Origin of the sequence: Ensifer sp. ENS03 (assembly GCF_014852035.1) — a bacterium.
Lineage (GTDB): Bacteria > Pseudomonadota > Alphaproteobacteria > Rhizobiales > Rhizobiaceae > Ensifer > Ensifer adhaerens.
This window is the reverse complement of sequence record NZ_JACVAV010000003.1, coordinates 382,340-400,770: the sequence shown is the minus strand read 5'-3', so window position 1 is coordinate 400,770 and position 18,431 is coordinate 382,340. Positions and strand designations below refer to the sequence as shown.

The 18,431-nt window shown below is 63.2% G+C and carries 21 protein-coding genes; 6 read left to right on the top strand and 15 right to left on the bottom strand.

The genetic code is table 11. The features are described from left to right. Nucleotides 1-7 precede the first annotated feature (7 nt). Nucleotides 8-694, bottom strand: a complete 687-nt coding sequence (locus tag IB263_RS14740; RefSeq protein WP_034798399.1) for a TetR/AcrR family transcriptional regulator — start codon at nt 692-694, stop codon at nt 8-10. A 144-nt stretch (nt 695-838) separates the two neighbouring features. Here IB263_RS14740 and IB263_RS14735 point away from each other — a divergent pair, with 144 nt between their 5' ends. From IB263_RS14735 to IB263_RS14725, 3 genes are read left to right on the top strand one after another with little or no spacing between them, the layout of a single operon-like run. Next, nucleotides 839-1,849, top strand: coding sequence for an efflux RND transporter periplasmic adaptor subunit (locus IB263_RS14735; protein WP_034798492.1), 1,011 nt, complete (start codon nt 839-841; stop codon nt 1,847-1,849). A 7-nt stretch (nt 1,850-1,856) separates the two neighbouring features. Next, nucleotides 1,857-3,098, top strand: coding sequence for an ABC transporter permease (locus tag IB263_RS14730; RefSeq protein ID WP_192438639.1), 1,242 nt, complete (start codon nt 1,857-1,859; stop codon nt 3,096-3,098). Next, nucleotides 3,095-3,817, top strand: a complete 723-nt coding sequence (locus IB263_RS14725) for an ABC transporter ATP-binding protein (RefSeq protein ID WP_060521876.1) — start codon at nt 3,095-3,097, stop codon at nt 3,815-3,817. The genes IB263_RS14730 and IB263_RS14725 overlap by 4 nt, the downstream gene beginning before the upstream one ends. Nucleotides 3,818-3,828: 11 nt before the next feature. Here the strand turns inward: IB263_RS14725 and IB263_RS14720 are convergent, their stop codons facing one another. The 5 genes from IB263_RS14720 to IB263_RS14700 form a co-directional block, all read right to left on the bottom strand. Continuing rightward, entirely contained in the window at nt 3,829-5,877 is a 2,049-nt protein-coding gene (locus IB263_RS14720) for a calcium-binding protein (protein WP_192438638.1), read from the bottom strand. 311 nt (nt 5,878-6,188) lie between these two features. Next, nucleotides 6,189-6,584: a cupin domain-containing protein gene (locus tag IB263_RS14715; RefSeq protein ID WP_060584805.1), complete on the bottom strand. Its 396-nt coding sequence runs from the start codon at nt 6,582-6,584 to the stop codon at nt 6,189-6,191. 187 nt (nt 6,585-6,771) lie between these two features. Then, nucleotides 6,772-7,176, bottom strand: coding sequence for a DUF1236 domain-containing protein (locus tag IB263_RS14710; protein ID WP_060521874.1), 405 nt, complete (start codon nt 7,174-7,176; stop codon nt 6,772-6,774). A gap of 607 nt (nt 7,177-7,783) precedes the next feature. After that, complete coding sequence (locus IB263_RS14705; protein ID WP_034798488.1) at nt 7,784-7,969, bottom strand: hypothetical protein; 186 nt, start codon at nt 7,967-7,969, stop codon at nt 7,784-7,786. Between the two features lie 77 nt (nt 7,970-8,046). Beyond that, complete coding sequence (locus tag IB263_RS14700) at nt 8,047-8,217, bottom strand: hypothetical protein (RefSeq protein ID WP_192438637.1); 171 nt, start codon at nt 8,215-8,217, stop codon at nt 8,047-8,049. Nucleotides 8,218-8,297: 80 nt separating this feature from the next. Here IB263_RS14700 and minC point away from each other — a divergent pair, with 80 nt between their 5' ends. From minC to minE, 3 genes are all read left to right on the top strand, one after another. After that, complete coding sequence (gene minC / locus IB263_RS14695; protein WP_060521873.1) at nt 8,298-9,050, top strand: septum site-determining protein MinC; 753 nt, start codon at nt 8,298-8,300, stop codon at nt 9,048-9,050. 115 nt (nt 9,051-9,165) lie between these two features. After that, nucleotides 9,166-9,981: a septum site-determining protein MinD gene (gene minD, locus IB263_RS14690; RefSeq protein WP_034798389.1), complete on the top strand. Its 816-nt coding sequence runs from the start codon at nt 9,166-9,168 to the stop codon at nt 9,979-9,981. Beyond that, on the top strand, nt 9,978-10,238 hold the full coding sequence (gene minE / locus IB263_RS14685; protein ID WP_034798387.1) for a cell division topological specificity factor MinE: 261 nt from the start codon (nt 9,978-9,980) through the stop codon (nt 10,236-10,238). The genes minD and minE overlap by 4 nt, the downstream gene beginning before the upstream one ends. Before the next feature lie 100 nt (nt 10,239-10,338). Here minE and IB263_RS14680 read toward each other — a convergent pair whose 3' ends face one another. The 9 genes from IB263_RS14680 to IB263_RS14640 form a co-directional block, all read right to left on the bottom strand. Then, nucleotides 10,339-11,190 (bottom strand): cupin domain-containing protein, encoded by an 852-nt coding sequence (locus IB263_RS14680; RefSeq protein ID WP_060521872.1) that lies wholly within the window; start codon nt 11,188-11,190, stop codon nt 10,339-10,341. A gap of 68 nt (nt 11,191-11,258) precedes the next feature. Next, nucleotides 11,259-11,825: a TetR/AcrR family transcriptional regulator gene (locus IB263_RS14675; RefSeq protein WP_043618747.1), complete on the bottom strand. Its 567-nt coding sequence runs from the start codon at nt 11,823-11,825 to the stop codon at nt 11,259-11,261. Between the two features lie 34 nt (nt 11,826-11,859). Then, a complete protein-coding gene (locus IB263_RS14670; RefSeq protein WP_060521871.1) occupies nt 11,860-12,945 on the bottom strand; it encodes a Gfo/Idh/MocA family protein in 1,086 nt (361 codons plus the stop codon). Between the two features lie 34 nt (nt 12,946-12,979). After that, nucleotides 12,980-13,819: a carbohydrate ABC transporter permease gene (locus IB263_RS14665; RefSeq protein WP_060521870.1), complete on the bottom strand. Its 840-nt coding sequence runs from the start codon at nt 13,817-13,819 to the stop codon at nt 12,980-12,982. A gap of 1 nt (nt 13,820) precedes the next feature. Beyond that, nucleotides 13,821-14,726 (bottom strand): carbohydrate ABC transporter permease, encoded by a 906-nt coding sequence (locus IB263_RS14660; protein WP_089043033.1) that lies wholly within the window; start codon nt 14,724-14,726, stop codon nt 13,821-13,823. 7 nt (nt 14,727-14,733) lie between these two features. Beyond that, nucleotides 14,734-15,807, bottom strand: a complete 1,074-nt coding sequence (locus tag IB263_RS14655) for an ABC transporter ATP-binding protein (RefSeq protein ID WP_060521868.1) — start codon at nt 15,805-15,807, stop codon at nt 14,734-14,736. Further along, nucleotides 15,804-16,730 (bottom strand): ROK family protein, encoded by a 927-nt coding sequence (locus tag IB263_RS14650; protein WP_060521867.1) that lies wholly within the window; start codon nt 16,728-16,730, stop codon nt 15,804-15,806. The genes IB263_RS14655 and IB263_RS14650 overlap by 4 nt, the downstream gene beginning before the upstream one ends. Further along, nucleotides 16,730-17,527 (bottom strand): 6-phosphogluconolactonase, encoded by a 798-nt coding sequence (locus tag IB263_RS14645; protein WP_060521866.1) that lies wholly within the window; start codon nt 17,525-17,527, stop codon nt 16,730-16,732. Before IB263_RS14645 ends, IB263_RS14650 begins: the two co-directional genes overlap by 1 nt. Continuing rightward, nucleotides 17,524-18,399, bottom strand: coding sequence for a sugar phosphate isomerase/epimerase (locus tag IB263_RS14640; protein ID WP_162741116.1), 876 nt, complete (start codon nt 18,397-18,399; stop codon nt 17,524-17,526). Before IB263_RS14640 ends, IB263_RS14645 begins: the two co-directional genes overlap by 4 nt. Nucleotides 18,400-18,431 lie beyond the last annotated feature (32 nt).

Genomic DNA, 18,431 nt, shown 5'->3' with positions numbered 1-18,431 from the left:
CCGTCGGCTATGCCTCAAGGAAAGCGCGGGAGAAACCCGGTTCGGTCACTTCGATCGTTCCATCCGGGAGCTTCAGAAAGCGCTCGATGGCGGTGCCGTAGGTTCGCATCCAGCCGTCGAGCATCGCAGCCGCGCCGTCGAGGTCGCCGGCCTCCTGCCGCTGCAAGGCCTTGTGCATCACTTTGGCGACACTCAGCCGCAGTTGCAGCAACATCAGGGCGGAAGCTTCCGGATCGGGCGCATCGAGCGTTCCGTCCGCGTGCCCACGCCGCAGCATTTCGGCGACCAGCGGTAGGCTGACGGCCATCAGCGCTTCGTCGATACGGTGATAGAGCGCGACATTTTCGGGCTTGAAGAGGGCGTTAAAGCTGTTCTTCAGCTGCGGCGCCATGTCGAGCTTCAGCCGCCGCGAGCCGGCGAAAAGCGCATTCAGCTGGCCGACTGCATCGAGCGACGGATCTTCGAAAAGCGGCTGCAATTCCTTCAGGTTCCGCTCAGCCAGGCGGGTCGCGACCGCCTCCAGCAAGGCCTCCTTCGAGACGAAATAGTGGTAGAAGGCACCCTTGGATAGATTGGCCTCGCGAATGACGTCGTTGACCGTCGTATTCTCGTAGCCGTGCAGAAAGAACAAGCGCTCGGCGCAATCGATCAACTCGTTCGATCGGACTTCCGGCGATTTCTTCGTTCTGACCATGAGCGCTCCCAGAACGGCGGCTTAGCACGGGTTTGCGGCGTGGTCCACGACGCTCCTGAAGGTCGAGGAAATCGGCAACCTTGAAACAAACCGACCGTCGGTCTATTTATACAGAACGGATTGGAAGCGTTCAAGGAGCGTCTCGTGCGGCTCACTCGTTATGCAATCGGAGCGGCCGTTGTCGTTGCCGTCGGTGCGGCAAGCGCCTGGTATTTTCTTCGCCCGGTTCCCGTCTCCGTCATTTCGCCGAAACGCGGCGATGCGGCGGAGATCATCTATGCGGATGGCGTGGTGGAGCCGCGCACCTGGGCGAAAGTCACCCCGACGGTCGCCGAGCGCATCGTCGAGCAGTGCAATTGCGAGGGACAGCGTGTCGCCAAGGGTGACGTGCTCGCCCGCCTCGACGACACCGAGGCACGGGCGGCGCTTGGCGAACTACAGGCGCGGCTGACGCTGGCGCAGGAGGAATATCGGCGCAAGCTGGCGCTCGCCGAACGCAGCACGATCAGCGAACAGGAAGTCGACCGGGCGCGCAGCGAACTCGGCCAGCTCGAAGCGCTCGTCGCCGGCCGCCAGGCGCGGCTCGCGACCTATGTGCTGCGCGCACCGAGCGCCGGCCAGGTACTCAGGCAGGACGGCGAGATCGGCGAGGTCGCGGATCTCGGCACGGTGCTCTTCTGGGTCGGAGAGCCGAAACCGCTGATCGTCACCGCCGACGTCAACGAAGAGGATATCCCGCGCGTCGAAGTCGGCCAGAAGGCGCTGCTCCGATCGGATGCCTTCCCCGACCGCAAGCTGGAAGCGACGGTCGACAGCATCACGCCCAAGGGTGATCCGGTAACGAAGACCTATCGCGTGCGCTTTCGGCTGCCCGACGACACGCCGCTTCGGATCGGCATGTCGACCGACGTCAACATCATCGTGCGGGTCGCCAATGGCGCCTTGATCATCCCGACCGTGGCGCTGGAAGGAGCGAAGGCCGCCGTGATCGACGGCAATCGCGCACGGATCCGAGAACTGAAAACGGGCATCCGCGGCGCCGACGGCGTCGAAGTCCTCTCCGGCCTCAAAGACGACGCGCGCGTCGTCTCGCCCTTCCCGACCGGTCTTGCCGATGGCACGCGGGTGAAGGCCACCCCTTCGCCGGAGAAATGAGCCCGCCATGCGCCTCATCCTCGACATCGCACTGACGCACATCACCGGCCGAGGCCGACAGACGATCGTCGCGATGCTGGGCGTGGCGGTCGGCGTCGGCTTCTCCATCGCCATGGCAGCGCTGATGCAGGGCGGCCAGGACGACTTCGTTCGCCAGCTCGTCGACACGATGCCCCATGTGCAGGTGACCGACGAGCAACGCACGGCGCGCCGCCAGCCGGCGGAAGACCTGTTTAGTGCCGCGGCCATTTCCGGCCTCAGGCCACGCGACGACCGCCGCGGCATCATCAACCCAACGGCAGCGCTCTCCTGGCTCGACGGCTGGATCCCCGGCCGCTTTGCAGCCACCCTCAGGGCGCAGGGCGTCCTTCGCTATTCCGGTCAGGAGGTCGGCGCCGCCGTCATCGGCATCGATCCGCAGGCGGAGCCGCGGGTCTCGCCGATCATCGGAGATTTCAGGGCGGGCAGCTTCGCCGCCCTTGCCGCCGGCGGCAACAATGTGGTGATCGGCGATACCATTGCCTCCCGGCTCGGTGCCAAGATCGGCGACACGATCACCGCCGTCTCTTCGGAAGGGCTCAGCCGCCGCTTCAAGATCGTCGGCCTCTTCCACACCGGCACGACGGCGCGCGACGAGGGCGAGGCCTATGTGCTGCAGAAAAACGCCCAAATCCTCTCAGCCCGGCCCAACGCGATCAACGTGATCAACATCAAGCTCGACGATCCGAACGCCGCCCCGACCGTCGCCCGGCGTATCGAGGCGGAACTCGGCTACAAGGCGATCGCCTGGCAGGAGGCCAACGAGTCGATCCTCGAGGCGCTCGTCGTGCGCAACGTCATCATGTACACGGTCGTCGCTGCGATCATGCTGGTCGCCGGCTTCGGTATCTTCAACATCATCTCGACGATCACGCACGAGAAGGCGCGCGACATCGCCATCATGAAATCGCTCGGCTTCACCGAGACCGACATGCGCATCCTCTTCGTGCTCGAAGGCGTGGCGATCGCGACAGTCGGCACGCTTGTCGGCTGGGCGTTCGGCTTGGCAATGATCTATGGCCTTTCGCTCGTCCGCTTCGAGCTCGCCGCCACCGGCCAGGAGATGACCCGGCTACCGATCGCCTGGAGCATGTTGCACTATCTGATCGCCGCCGCTTTCGCGCTCGGATCGGCAGCGGTTGCCGGCTACCTGCCGGCGCGGCGCGCGGCCCGGGCAAATCCCGTCGATATCATCCGGGGCGCGACATGAGCACGCTGATCGAAACCAAGGATTTGACGCGGATCCTCAGGGAGACCGTACCTGTCACGCTGGTGAAGGACATATCGCTCACCATCGGCGAGCGGGAATTCGTCGCTGTCACCGGCCCCTCCGGTTCCGGCAAGTCGTCGCTTCTCTATCTGCTCGGCCTGCTCGACCGGCCGACGGGTGGCACGCTTATGATCCGCGGTCGCGACACGGAGCGAATGGACGAGAACGAACGAGCAGCCACGCGGCTCGCCAATATCGGATTCGTCTTCCAGTTCCACTTCCTGTTGCCCGAATTTACCGCCCGCGAGAACGTCGAAATTCCCATGCGCAAGCTCGGCCGCCTCGGCCGGAGCGAGATGCGTGGGAAGGCAAGCGAGCTGCTTGCGGCACTCGGGCTTGCCGATCACCTCGACAAGCGGCCCGATCAGCTCTCGGGCGGCCAGCGCCAGCGCGTGGCGGTCGCCCGTGCACTCGCCAACGACCCGCCGCTGATCCTCGCCGACGAACCGACCGGCAGTCTCGACAGCACGAGCTCCGAGCAGGTCTTCAGGATCCTGGAAACGCTGGTGCGCGAAGAGGGCAAGACCGTGGTCGCGGTCACTCATGACCTGGATATGGCCGCGCGCATGGACCGGCGCCTTCATCTCATCGATGGGCACCTGACCACGGAGACGATCAATGCCGCGCGCCAAGACGAAGGCGCAGCTCCGGAGGCCTGACGAACGAGGCCTCAGCCGAAGACGAGATCGCTTTCGGAGAGAACCGAGAGCGAGCTATCCTCGATCAGAATGCCTTCGGTTTCCGAGCCATTGAAGGAGACGAACACGCCATCGGCCGTGTCGCGCGCTGCGGCAAGGAAATCCGCATAGCTGTGAATACCCGTTGTGTCCTGGGCCTCGTGGGAAAAGGCGATGCGGTCACCCTGCCGGCCATCGAAATCGAGAATGCGATCGAGGCCCACCTCGCCGGAGGTTTCCGACGACCAGTAAAAGGTGTCCGCGCCGCGGCCACCCGTCAGCACATCACTGCCTTTACCGCCGCTCAATAGGTCGTTCTCGGACCCTCCATCGAGGAAATCCGCCCCGTCGCCGCCGAAGAGCTGGTCGTTTTCCGACGCGCCCGTCAGCTTGTCATCCCCGCCGCGCCCCTCGAGGATATCGTTGCCGCTCGAGGCGTAAAAAGTGTCGTTGTCGTCGCCGCCGCGCAGTACGTCGTCGTAGCCCCCGCTCGAAACGTTGAAATATTCGATACCGGTGAACGTCAGGCCGGTATGGGTGACACCCCGTGCCGCGTCGAAGTCCATCGCCTCCGGCAGGCCGCCATAGTTGAGGTTCAGGAGGTCCCGGCCTTCACCGCCATCGACCTCGCCGACGTATCGGGCATTGATCGTGTCGTTGCCCGCGCCGCCGCGCAGGATCGACGCAACACCGAGGCTGCCACCGCCGGGGAAGGTGTCCTGCAGCCAGTCGTCTCCGGCGCCGCCATCCAGCACGTCGCTGCCGCCGGTATTGGCTAGCGTGTCCATTCCATCGCCGCCATAGGCCACATCGTCACCGGCGCCCGTGACGATCGAGTCGTTTCCGGCACCCCCGTGAATGTAATCATTGCCGTCTTCGCCATAGAGCGCGTCCCCTCCGGCGCCGCCCTCGAGGTGATCGTTTCCAGCGCCGGCCTCGACCACGAGATAGGTCAGATCGCCGGCGATCACCCGATCGTTGCCGCTGCCGAGCATGAGGCTCGCCTCCTCGATGCCGCTAATGACGGTGCCGGTCGAGGCCCGTCCGGCGGAGAAGTCGACCGTCAGGTCGCTCGTGCGCTGCGTTTCCTTGATCCATAACCAGTCCTGGCCCGCCCCACCGTCGATTTCTGCCGAATACAGCGTCGAGGTGATCTGATCGCGGCCGTCACCGCCAAACAGGCGATTGGCGCCGAGCCCGTCGATGATCGTATCGTCGCCGGCACCCGCGTCGATGAAGTCGTTGCCGCCGCCGGTCTGGATGACATCGGAAAGCGTACTCCCCAGGATCCGGTCGTTGCCGCTTCCCGTCGTCACTTCGATCTTTTCGATGCCGTCATAGGTGACGAAGATATGGCGCTCGCCCGATGTCTGATGACCGATGATGCCGTGGCCGTTTTGCAGGTTGAAGACGACGGGGGCTTTGGCGGCGACGAGATCGATAGCCAGCGTATCGGTGCCGCTGCCGCCGGAGACGGTGCTGCCGGTACCGATGAGAACGAAGCGGTCGTTGCCGGCGCCGCCATTGAGACGATCGTGACCGCCGCTGTTGGTGATGAGATCGTTTCCGCCACCGGCGTAGACGACATCGTTGCCGGCGCCCGTCGAGATGTTGTCGCCTGAGGCGGTGCCGGCGATCCGGTCGTCGCCGCTGCCGGCAAGCACCCGCAACCACTCGATATCGTGGAAGAAGACGTGGCGCCCGGCGAGCGCAGGATCTCCGACATAACCGTGGCCGGACCCGCCGTTGAACACCATGCGCTCGGAGGTTTGTGAGAAATCGACCACGAGACCATCATAGCCGGCCCCTCCGGTGACCGCACCGCCGGTCCCGTTCAGCACGATCTGGTCGTCGTCGGCACCGCCGTCGAGCCGATCGTAGCCGCTCGAGCTTATCAGGGTATCGCGCCCGCCGCCGCCGCTGACGAAATCATCGCCAGCGCCGCCGTCGATCGTGTCGGCGCCGAAAAGCCCCCAGATGCGGTCGCTTTCCGCGGTACCCTTCAAAACGTCGTTCCCATAGGAACCTACGATCCTCGCCATGCGATCACTCCCCTTCAAACAATTTTCAAGAATACTTTGCCACGGAAATATCGACACTTCTATGCGGACTGTATTTATATAAACGCGCAAAGCAATACCGAATAAATACTCGAAATACTGGCAATATAATTCGAGATTTATATTAGTTGTTTCGCGCGTATATTTTCATCCTCGGCGCCGTGCGTCCCTCGGCGTGAGAAACACGCGTGCGAGCTTTTCGGGAAAGAAGGCCACGAGCCTCGATAGCCGGTCGCTGCCGGACACGACGGCTTTGCCCGAAGTTCGGGTGGTGGCTTATGGGAGGTGCCGACCTATCCCTGCACCGGCGCGGCTGCCCAGCGCCTGGTCGCTTCCGCTGCATCGTCAAAGCTTGCCTCGAAGGCTGCGGATGCGAGCACAGCGCGAATGTGGAGCGTTTCGCCGCCGACATTTGCAAACCCGTGCCGACGCAATTTCGGCACGATCAGCGATTGATTGCTGGTGAGGATGAAACGTTCGTCGTCGATCCACATTTCCGCCTGCCCTGCCACCACCGTCAGCACCTCTTCGACGGGATGGCTATGGGTGGGCGCGCCGGCGCCGGGCGCGATCCATTGTTCGAACAGGCACAATCCGGAAGCGCCATTGAGCGCGGAGATGAGCATGCGGGTCTCAACCCCCAGGCGCCACATCTCGATCGGCCAGTCTTCATGCGCGACAGCTCCCATGACGTGCTCCCCGCCGATGAAATCCGGCCAGCAGTTTATCAGGTTGAACCAATCGACACGACCGATCCCGCTGTATGAAGCGCTCAAGGGCACTTGATGCCTCGCCTTACGATAGCTGGGCAAAAGCAAGGGGCGGCGCGGAACGCCACCCCTCCCTGAGAGACTACGGTATGAAGACCGCCTACGGTCAGTTGATGACCTGGACCACCGTTCTCGACTGCGGCTCGACGATCACGCGGTGCTCGTTTACGACCGCATAGGCGTAGCGCGGATTATCGGGTACGGGCGTCAGGACGACGGCTTGCGGGATGGGTTTACCGATCACCACCTGCTCCTGCACGACGACCGAAGGCGGTGCGGGTTGCTGTTCGACATAGGTGATGACTTCCGGCGGCGGCGGCGTCAGCGCTCCACCGAGCGCGCCACCGACCACGGCACCCACACCGGCACCGATCGGCCCGCCGACGACGGCACCCGCCGTCGCGCCGCCAACGATACCTGCGGCCGTGCCGGCTTTCTGGTTGGCATCCTCAGCAAATGCGGATCCTGCCATCAAAGAAACAACAGCCGCGGCGATTATAAGCTTCTTCATGATCTAGTCCTTTCGTTTGATCACCACATCAACGAAAGGAATAATAATTTGTTCCGAATCCACGCTAATTTCAGCGCATCACGCTTGATAAATTTTATTAACAATCAATATATGATCGACATCAACGCCATGCAAATCCACGACGTATCGACCAATACCGATTCTATACTACAAAGAACGGAGATTCACCCTCTATGTGACTAAGAGCGCACTTCGTGCACTCACGGCAAACCCATCTGCCCCCGCCACGCTTTCTGCCCGCACCACCATTAGTCCCGGGGCAACCGGCCAAGAAGCAGTTTGTTCCCTTCCCTGTTGCCGCAACGTACGCATTTCAGCGCCGGCCCGATGGAATTGAGAGAGACGCCCCATCCGCGCCTGTTTGCAACAAGCCGGCGATCGATCCGCCCCTGGTGGCGGCATTTCCCGCATTTCGCCACGAGCACGTACCATTCCGGCAAGAGTTCCAGGGTCGCCCCGTCATCGGCGGCGTCTTGGCGCGGCATCAGGTCGATGCTTCGACGATGCCTCATGTTCATTCCTCTCGAAGCGTCGACTCGCTTCGCCCGTCATCCAGCTGCCGGGCCTTGAGCGGCCCGCTCCTTCGTCAGCGTGCGGAACCGTCGAGCCGAAGCGAAAGCTGGACGCCGCCACGCTTCAGCCGCGGCAACGGCGGCGCCATGTCGATGCGGCCGAAGGTGCGCTTGCGCCATTCGGCCTCGCGTTCCCGCTTCTTTCGGGCGGCCGCAACGGCGGCCATGGCGCGTTCGATCACTTCTTCCGTGTGGGTCATGGTCTCCATCCGACTCATGGGAACCTCCGCTTTGTTCTTGTTATGTTCTTATTTTAGCGTTCCAATGTCAACTCCCCTCATGAGCCCGGACGAATCGCTCTTGCCGTATCGAGGCTTTCTGCGTCTCTCGGCGCCGGGCGCAGGGTCTGATCGGCCGAAGCCAAGGCGACGATGGGCAAAAGAGCGGCTTTTTCGGCCACCCGATTTTCCTTGTTTTCCAGCGGCTGGCGACCGGTCCTCAGCGCCACCTCATTAACCTTCGCATTGCCGAATTAACCATTTGTTAACCATTTGATCGATACACCGAAGCAACGGAAAATTTACCAAGATGAATGATGTGTTAACCGAATCCCGGCCGATCCGCCTCAAGGGGCGATCCTTCCTTGCGCTAGCGCTGACCCCCGAGCTTCCGCTCGAGGATTGGCTCACCCGCCTCGACCATCTCGCCTCCCGCTCCGCCGGTTTCTTCCTGCGGCGCCCGGTCGTGCTTGATGTCGACGGCCTTGATATCGACCGGTCGCAACTGCGCGAACTCGTCGACCAGCTCGGCAAGCGCAATGTGCGCATCATGGGCATCGAAGGCGCGCGCCAGTCTCTGCTCGGCGCTGACCTTCCTCCCGCGATGACCGACGGTCGCCCGGCGGCGGACTACGAAGCCAAGATGGCGGAACAGGCCGAAAAGAGCGAGACGCCGGAAGCGGAAGCAGCCGCGGAAACCGTGATCACGGCAGAACCGCTTGCCACCAAGGCGACGCCGTCGATCGTCGTCACCCAGCCGGTGCGCTCCGGCCAGTCGCTGTTCTTCCCCGAAGGGGACGTGACGATCATCGGCTCGGTCGCCTCGGGCGCCGAAGTCGTCGCCGGCGGCTCGATCCACATTTACGGCGCGCTGCGCGGCCGGGCGATGGCCGGCACCACGGGCAATGCTTCGGCGCGGATCTTCTGCCGCAAGCTCGAAGCGGAACTGATTGCGATCGACGGCTTCTACAAGACGGCCGACGACATGGAGCAGAACCTGCGTGGCAAGGCCGTGCAGATCTGGCTCGACGGCGAAGAGCTGAAGGCGGGAACGCTCGGTTAGGCCGAGGCAAGGAAAGGTGTGGATGCTTGCCATCCGCATCTGGTGATTCAGGTCGATCCGGCCGGGGTCACGAGGACGTAGGCGAAGGCGAATTCTTAGATACTTGGAGAGACGAATGGGCAAGGTAGTCGTAGTTACATCGGGCAAGGGCGGCGTCGGCAAGACGACGTCCAGCGCCGCACTGGGCGCCGCACTCGCTCAGAACGGCGAGAAAGTCGTCGTCGTGGACTTTGACGTCGGTCTGCGCAATCTCGACCTCGTCATGGGCGCGGAACGCCGCGTCGTCTATGACCTGGTCAACGTGATCCAGGGCGAGGCCAAGCTGTCGCAGGCGCTGATCCGCGACAAGCGCTTGGAAACGCTCTATCTGCTGCCGGCCTCCCAGACCCGCGACAAGGACAACCTGACGCCGGAAGGTGTCGAGAAGGTCATCGCCGCCCTTCAGAGCGCCTTCGACTGGGTCATCTGCGATAGCCCCGCCGGCATCGAGCGCGGCGCGACGCTGGCCATGCGCCATGCCGACATCGCGATTGTCGTGACCAATCCGGAAGTCTCGTCGGTGCGCGATTCCGATCGCATCATCGGCCTGCTCGATTCCAAGACGCTCAAGGCGGAAAACGGCGAGCGCATGGAAAAGCACCTGCTGCTCACCCGCTACGACCCGGTACGCGCCGAGCGCGGCGACATGCTGAAGGTCGACGACGTGCTCGAAATCCTGTCGATCCCGCTGATGGGCATCATCCCGGAAAGCGCCGACGTGCTGCGCGCGTCCAACGTCGGCTCGCCGGTCACGCTGGCCGACACCCGCTCGGCCCCGGCGCTCGCCTATTTCGAGGCGGCTCGCCGACTGAAGGGCGAGGCCCTGCCGATCAACATCCCCGGCGAGAAGCGCAGCTTCCTCGGCAAGATCTTCGGAAGGAAAGCGGCATGAACCTTTTCCGTTTCTTCTCCCGCACACAGTCAGCGCCGGCGGCCCGCGAACGGCTGCAGGTACTGCTCGCCCATGAGCGCGCATCCGCCGGCGATAGCGATCTCGTCACCAAACTGCGCGACGAAATCCTCCAGGCGATCTCCAAGCACATGCAGATCGACGACGACAAGGTCCGCGTAACGATGGAGCGCGGACCCCAGGTCTCGACGCTCGCCGTCGATATCGAGATCCCCTTCGACGCAAAGAAGGCGGCCTAAGGGCCGCCAACTTGTTTGGGAAGCAACGTTCCTCTCGGCCGACTTCCTGTTTTCAGATACGGCAGCATCCAGCGGGTACTGCCGTATTTTTTGTCTGAGATCAGTACTCCGGGGCGACACCGAAGACGAACTCCACCTTGTCGCCCGTCATGTTGAAATACTGGTGATCGAACCCCGCCGGAATATAGAAGCCATCGCGCGGGTTGAGCTCGAACCAGACCTGGCCTTCGGCATCGGGCACATGGATGTTCAAGATACCCGACACCACGTAGAGGCATTCGTCACCCTTGTGGCGCTCCATGCCGGTGCGTTTTCCCGAAAGCAGCGTCGTCTTGCCGACGGTGAGCTGATCGGTCGCGCAATAGAGGCCAGTATAGGCGCCCTGCGTTTGCCGATCGAGGCTTAAGAGCAGATCGGCATCGCGCATCGGATGGATTGTCCTGGCCTTCCGCTGGGCGTCGGCGTCCATCGGCCAGCGACCGATGAACTCGCTCTGGCCATAGCGCGATTGCTCGATCTCGATATAGGGCTTGGTGCGCGCATAGGGGCCTGACGTGCCCTTGGCCGGCGGCGGCGCGAAGAATTCCAGCACGCGGACCTGCTCGTTGCCAAGGTTGAAACCGTGGTGCCAGGTGTCCTTGCGGAAGAACAGCGCCTCGCCTTCCTTCGCGACGCAGAATTCACCCGTCTCGGGGTTGGCAAGGCCGAGTGTACCACTCAGCACGTAGAGAACCTCGTCCGCCCCGAAGATCGTGCGGAAGGCCTCCGTATGCTTGAAGCAGCCGCCGGGCTGCATGCCGAAGACAATCTGGTGAATGCTTTCCGTCGAGGCGTAGATCCAGTCGTCGACGAGACCGGCATTTTCCTCGCCCCAGAGATGCCGCGTGACGCCGGCATAGGGGATGTGGCTAGGACGATCGAAGACAGGACGGGGAGACGGCTTGTATCCCATCGGAAAACTCCTTGGTTCTGGGCGCGAAGCGGCGCGCCGATGTGGGGGATGTCAGCGCGCGAAACGCGCTATTTCGGCGGCGCTTGCGCGTGCGTCCGCTCCAAAAGCCGGGCGGTGACGGCGCGCTTCATCTCGGGGTCGAGGTGCATGACGTTGAAGACTTCCGCAAGCCACATGCCCTCGACCGCCAGTCGCGTGATCGTCGCCTCGACAGGGTCGAGGCCGTCATTTTCGACGGATGCCTGGCAGCGGATGTTCTGCTGGCGCACGATCTCCAGAAGGTCGGGGAAGTTCGACAGCGCCGCGGTGATGCTGGCACCGAGGCGGTCGTACTGATCGCCGGTGCTTGTGGCCTCGCCGAGCGTGGCGCGCACATAGGCGCGTGTATAGCGGCCATGCGGGTCCTCGTCCTCGGTTTCGAGGCCGGAGAGACCGGTCTCAAAACGGTAGACGAAACGTTCGACCATCGCCCGCACCAGCGCGTCTTTGCTGGCGAAATGGTAGAGGATGCCGCCCTTGCTGAGGCCGGTCTGCTCCGCCACTTCGTCGAAGGTGAGGGACGACACGCCCTTGCCGACGACGATCGCTTCGGCGGCGGTGAGGATACGGTCACGTGCGGTTTCGCGTTTTGCCATGTCGATACAACTCAAGTGTGTGAAACGTGTCCTGCTATAGCCCCGAACTCTCGCGCAGGCGACCGACGATCTCGGCCATCAGCGCCAGATCCTGACGCGAATCCGAGAGTGTCGTCTTCGGCTTGGTGCCGTTGACGAGATGATCGTGGAAGGCGCGCAGCTCCAGGGCGAAGGGGTCGGTGTAATCAGGGCCGAAGGTGCGCGTTTCGGTCTCGGTGTCGGTGCTGTCGATCACTTCGAGCGCAGTCGGCAGGTTGCGGATATAGGGCGTGTCGTAGCTGACGCGCAGCTGCCGGCGATCGGAAAGCACCTCTATTCGGGCATCGAAACGGGCGACGTTGTCGATCATGGCTTCGTAGATCGCGGTGAAGTGGCCGTAGTCGAACAGAGCGACAATGGATTCGCCGTTGCATTTGTGATGCGCAGCAATGACCCGCTTCGGCAGGCCGATCAGTTCGCGCATCGCCGAAAGGCTGTGCGACGAAAGCCCTGTCAGCACCTGATAGGCACGCATCAGATCGGCGGGCGCATCCTCGCCAACCACCTGCTTCAAAAGCGCCGTCGTCTGGGCGCGCGATTCCGCCAGGAACGCCTGGTCGAGATCCGTGGGGTAGAAGATATTGCGGGTCTGGCGGATGAAGAAGGGACCTTCGCAGATGATGTCGCGGACGCGGACGTAACGCACATCGCTCTCAGCCGGCATCATCGCCTTGGCGCGCAGGAAGCTTGGCGAATAGCGGCGCATATAGGCGACGAAGAGGAGCCGGTCCGTGGCGTCGGCCAGCGGCGCGACCGCGTCGATTTCGCCGAGCGTCAGGCAGGCGGGCTTTTCCAGGAAGACGTGTTTCTTCGCCTTCAGCGCCATAGCCAGATAGAAGCTGTGCGTCTGGTCCGGCGTCAGGATGAAGACGGCATCGATATCAGGCGCGGAGACGAGCGCTTCCGCGGTTTCATACGTCTTCGCCCCCGGATAACGGGCCGAACAATAGGCCGTCAGGCTCGGCGACACGTCATAGACGCCGGCGATTTCGAACAGATGGCGATGATCGGCCAGGATCGGCAGATGCATGAGCTGGCTGACTTCGCCAAGCCCGATCAAACCAACACGAACGACACGCATGTGAGTACCCTTTCCGCCTCGAATGGAGGCCATTTCAACCCTTGACCGCACCGGCCGTCAGGCCGGAGACGATATGTTTCTGGAATATCAGCGCGAGAATGATCAGCGGCACCGTGACGATGGTCGAGGCGGCCATGATCGCCCCATAGGGGAATTCGTAGCGGCTCGACCCGGAGATCAGCGCGATCGCCACCGGCACGGTGCGGTTCTCGTCGGTGAGGATGAAGGTCAGCGCGAACATGAACTCGTTCCACGAAGCGATGAAGGCAAGCAGCCCGGTCGAGATCAGCGCCGGCCCCATCATCGGCAGGAAGATGCAGCGCACGATCCGCAGCGGCGAGCAACCGTCCATGATCGCCGCCTCCTCGATCTGTTTCGGCAGGTCGCGCATGAAGGTCGTCAGCACCCAGATGTTGAAGGGCAGCGTGAAGATCATATAGGCGAAAATCAGAGAGCCGATCGTGTTGTAGAGCCCGAGCCAGCGGATCATCTCGAAGAGGCCGGAGAGCAACGCGATCTGCGGAAACATCGAAACGGCCAGCACGAGCAGCATGATCGGCGAGCGGCCACGGAAATCGATGCGGCCGAGCGCGTAGGCCGCACCGACCGCCAGCATCAGCGACAGCGCCACGACCGAGAAGGCGACGATCAGCGAATTGAGCAGCGAGCGCAGGAAGACGCCGTCCGAAAGGATCGCCGCGTAATTGTTGAACTTCAGGTCGGGCAAGAAGGTCACGTCGAAGATCGCTTGGCCCGACTTCATCGACGAGGCGATCATCCAGTAGAACGGGAACAGCGTATAGAGCGCGACGATCCCGAAGAGGGAGTAGATCGCTATTCTGTGCAGGCGTTTGCCGGTGTTGCTCCTGACCATGTCAAACTCCCATGAGGCGGCGATTGAGACGGAAGACAGTGACGTAGATGGCGGTCACCAGCGCGATCATCAGGAAGACGGCGGTGCTGGCGGCCGAGCCGACGCCCATGTCCTGGAAGTTGACGAGCACTTCGCGGGCGTAGATCGAGACCGTCTTGGTGTCGTCGCTGTTGGAGGAGAGCACATAGCTCAGGTCGAACATGCGCAGCGCGTCGAGCAGGCGGAAGAGCACAGCGACCGCGATGCTGGGGGCAAGCAGCGGCAGGGTCAGTGAGGTGAACTGCTTCCATGCCGGCACGCCATCGATCGACGCTGCCTCGTAGATGCCGCGCGGCAGCATCGACAGCCCCGCGAGAACGAGGAGCACCATGAAGGGCGTGGTGATCCAGACGTCGACGGCGATGATCACGGGCATCACCAGCGCCGAATTGGCAGTCCACGCAACCCCACTTTCAATCACGCCGGCAAGCTTCAAAACGTGGTTCACGATGCCGAACTGGTCGTGCAGCATCCATTGCCACATGCGCGCGCTGACGACGACCGGGATCGACCAGGGGATCAGGATAATCGCTCGCATCATGCCGCGCCCGGCAATATGGGAATTGAGGAGCAGCGCGATCGTCAGGCCAAGTACCGTCTCGATCGAAACGGAAATGACGGTGAAATAGAGCGTGTTGCGCACCGACTGCCACCAGAGCGGATCCTCGAACAGCGCATAGTAGTTGTCGAAGCCGACATAGCTATAGAAGTCCGGCTCGGTGAGCAGGGCGTCGGTGAAGGAAAAGAGGAAGGTGCGGCCGAGCGGCCAGAGCGCCACACCGGTCAGGACGAGCAGGCTTGGCGCGAGAAAGAGCCAGGCGGTGCGAACCCGCGCCTGCCGCAGTCCTGTTGATCGTGAACCCGCCATCATGGCCTCACGCTCCCTTGGCCGAGAGCGCCATGTCGTCGGCACCGAAAATATGCGCCTTCGACGTCAGCCAACCGACGGTGACGTCGGCATTCGGCTTCAGATCGGGTTTGCCCTGCGCCTTGACGACCAGCGACTGGCCGTTGCCGAGACGCGCGTGAACCAGCGCCTCGCCGCCCAGCGGCTCGACAAGCTGCACGGTCGCCGGCAGGCGGACATCGCCGCCGCCGAGGATCAAGTCTTCGGGCCGGATGCCGACGCTGACTTCGCCTTCATAGCCAAGGTGCCCAAGCCCATGGCGGGCGTCGAGCACGTCGAGGCGGCTTCCCCCGGCGTCATTGGCAAGCGTCCCGGCAAGAAAATTCATGCGCGGCGCGCCAATGAAGCTGGCAACGAACTTGTTGGCCGGCCGCTCGTAAAGTTCCATTGGCGTGCCGACCTGCGAGATGCGACCGTCCTTCAGGACGACGATGCGGTCCGCCAGCGTCATCGCTTCGAGCTGGTCGTGGGTGACGTAGACGGTGGTGGCTTTGAGCTCGCGATGGATGCGAGCGATCTCCACCCGCATCTCCATGCGCAGATCGGCATCGAGATTGGACAGCGGCTCATCGAACAGGAACAGCTTTTGCGAGCGGACGAGCGCGCGGCCGATGGCGACGCGCTGCTGCTGGCCGCCCGAAAGTTGCGCCGGACGACGCGCGAGCAGATGTTCGATCTTGAGGAACCGGGCAACCTTCGCTACCCGCTCCTTGATTTCGCCGCCGGCAAGCCGCGCCGTTTCCAACGCGAAGCCGAGATTGCGCTCGACGCTCATATGCGGATAGAGCGCGTAGGACTGGAACACCATGGCGATGCCGCGACGTGCCGGCGCCGTCTCGTTCATGCGCGCGCCGCCGATCTGCAACTCGCCGTCGGTAATTTCCTCGAGCCCAGCGATCATGCGCAAAAGCGTCGACTTCCCGCATCCGGAGGGACCGACGAAGACGACGAACTCGCCTTCTGCGACCGAAAGGTTGACCTTGTCGATCACGGTCAGCGCACCAAAACGCTTGACGACATTGGTAAGGGCAATTCCACTCATTGGCGCACCGTCTGGTTGGCAGTCCTGTTTGCAAGCGCAGCCACGCCGATGGCGCAGGCCGCATCACCGAGGAGGCTTGGAACGATCGGCATGTCGCGCGCGCCATCGGCCCAGATGAATGGCCGCGTCAGCGTGGCGAGCCGCGCATTGACCGACGGGTCGCCGCCGATGCCGCCGCCGAGAATGAGCACGGCCGGATCGAGCGTGTTGACGAGCTGGCCAAGATAGGAGGCGAGCGACAGGAGGCCGTCGGCCACCATCTGTGCGGCCCGCGGGTCCTGAGCTTCGGCTTCGAAGAGCTGCAGCGCGCTTGCGTCCGGTCGGCCAATCATACGGCCATAACGCTCGCCCAAGGCCTTGCCGCTCGCAAAAAGCTCGAGGTTGTGGCGAACCGCCTGGTCCTGCCCTTCGCCCGAGAAGGCGACGAGATCGCTGCCCGAGAAATGGATGGCGAAGCCACGGGCTCCTGCATAGGGCGCGCCGCCGATCACCAGCGAATGGGAAAGCCCGGTGGAGATGGTCACGTAGACGAACGGATCGATACCGCGGCCTGCGCCAATCCAGCCTTCGGCGAAGGCGGCGGCGCGCACGTCGCTGTCGATATGCAGCCGCCCGAAACCGCTGAGACGACCGTGATAGTCGAGGCCGCGCCAGTCGAAGTTCCAGGCGGAGGCCGGCTCGCCGGCGCCGGTCACCAGTTCCGGCAAGCAGACGCCGAGACCGGTCGTCTCGACGCCAAGCGCTTCGCCTTCGTGGCGAATGGTCTCGGCGAGCGCGGCCACCAGTTCCAGCACGGCAGCACCGCCCTCCTGGCAGCGGGTCGGCTCGGTGCGCTCGGCGATCACGGCGCCGTCGGCGAGACGAACAAGGCAGGCCTTGGTCTTCGTTCCCCCGACATCGATGCCGATGGCATGCTGGCCCATCACCGCGCTCCCCACTCACCGGCAGCGTCGGCATCGGCGTAGAGTTCGGCGCTCCGGCATTCGACGGCGATGGTGGCCGGCCAGCTTGGATCGTAGGCACGCGCACTGGTCAGGCGATAGAAGGCGTGGCGCTTTCCCTGACCCCAGACGATCATCGCGACGGCATTCGACTGTTCGGCGATCGAGCCGATGCCGATCGTCACGCCATGGGAGGGCACGTCGTCGATGCCTGAAAAATCCGGGAAGGTCGCGAGATTGTCGCGCCGCGTCTGTTCGGCAAGGGCAACGATGCGGGTGCCGCTGTCGCGGGCAGAGCCCGGCGGGTTGAAGGCGATATGACCATCACCGGCGCCGGAGGCGAGCAGGAAAAGATCGATACCGCCGGCGGCAGCGATGCGCTGATCGTAGCCGCCAGGTGCCGCGATATCCGGCATCCAGAAGTTTTCGGATGGAATGCGGAAGTGGTCCGGCAAGGACGCATTGATGCGGCCGACGATCTCGCGTTCGCCGAAGCCACGGCAGGAGTAATGCGCCTCCGACGGCGGCGGAGCGAAACTGCCACCCTCTGCGGGGCGGAGATATTCGTCCATCATGACGATGATCAGCCGCGAGCAATCGACGGGCTCGCCGGCAAGACGGCGTCCGAGCGCCTCATAGATCGGCAGCGGACTGCGCCCACCCGGGCAGCCGAGAACGTAGCTTCGTCCCGCAACACTCGCTTGCCGGATACCGGCAATGATCCGCTCCGCAAGGCGATCGCCGATGGCAGCGGGCGTATCGTGGATTTCGACCTTCATGCGCCGGCCCCGTTCACAAGGAGCTTCGAGACGAAGTCATGGTTGCGCCGGGCGATCGTTTCCGGCGTATCGGGATGGTTCAGTGCCAGATCCTGCTCGACCACCAGCGGGCCGTCGTATCCGGTCTCGCGCAACACCGACAGGAAGGCGGCGATATCGACGACGCCGCGATCGAGATCGGTCATGATGCCCTCTTCGAAGGCGCGGTCCGAGTGGATGCCTTCGGAAAGCACGCGCTCGCGGAAGGCACCGTCGACATTCTTCAGATGCACCGAATTGATGCGGTCGCGGTGGCGTCGATAGAAGGCGATCGGGTCGGCCTTCCAATAGGCGTGATGGCCGGTATCGAGGCAGAGCCCGACGAGATCGGGATCAGTATCGGCAAGCAGCCGCTCGATCTGCTCCTCTAGCTCGACACAGGTGCCGACATGCGGGTGGAAGCTGAACTGCAGCCCGTGGCTGCGGGCGATCTCGGCCGCCCGGTTCGTCTGGTCGATCATCGCGCGCCAGCCGGCCCCGTCGACGACCCCCATGCGGGCCTTCGGATAGAACTCCGATTCGTCCATCAGGATGAAATGCGTGCCGCCGTTTTCGGCGAGCAACTTGCAGATCGCCTGCGCCTTTTCCTCAAGCACCGGCCAGGTGGATGCATCGGCAAGCGTATGCACATGCGCGGCCGCGACGACCTTGAGGTCGCGGCGCGCCAGCTCAGACGAAAGCACCTTGGCATCCGTGGAGAAGTAGCCGTAAGGGCCGAGTTCGGTGTGCCGGTAGCCGGCCGCATGGATGCGGTCGAGATAATCGGTCCAGCCGAGATCATTCCCCTGGGGCCAGTAGATGCCCCAGCAGCACGGTGCGATCGCAATATTCACGTTAGTTTCCTCAGATCCTGTGGTGGCGGGGT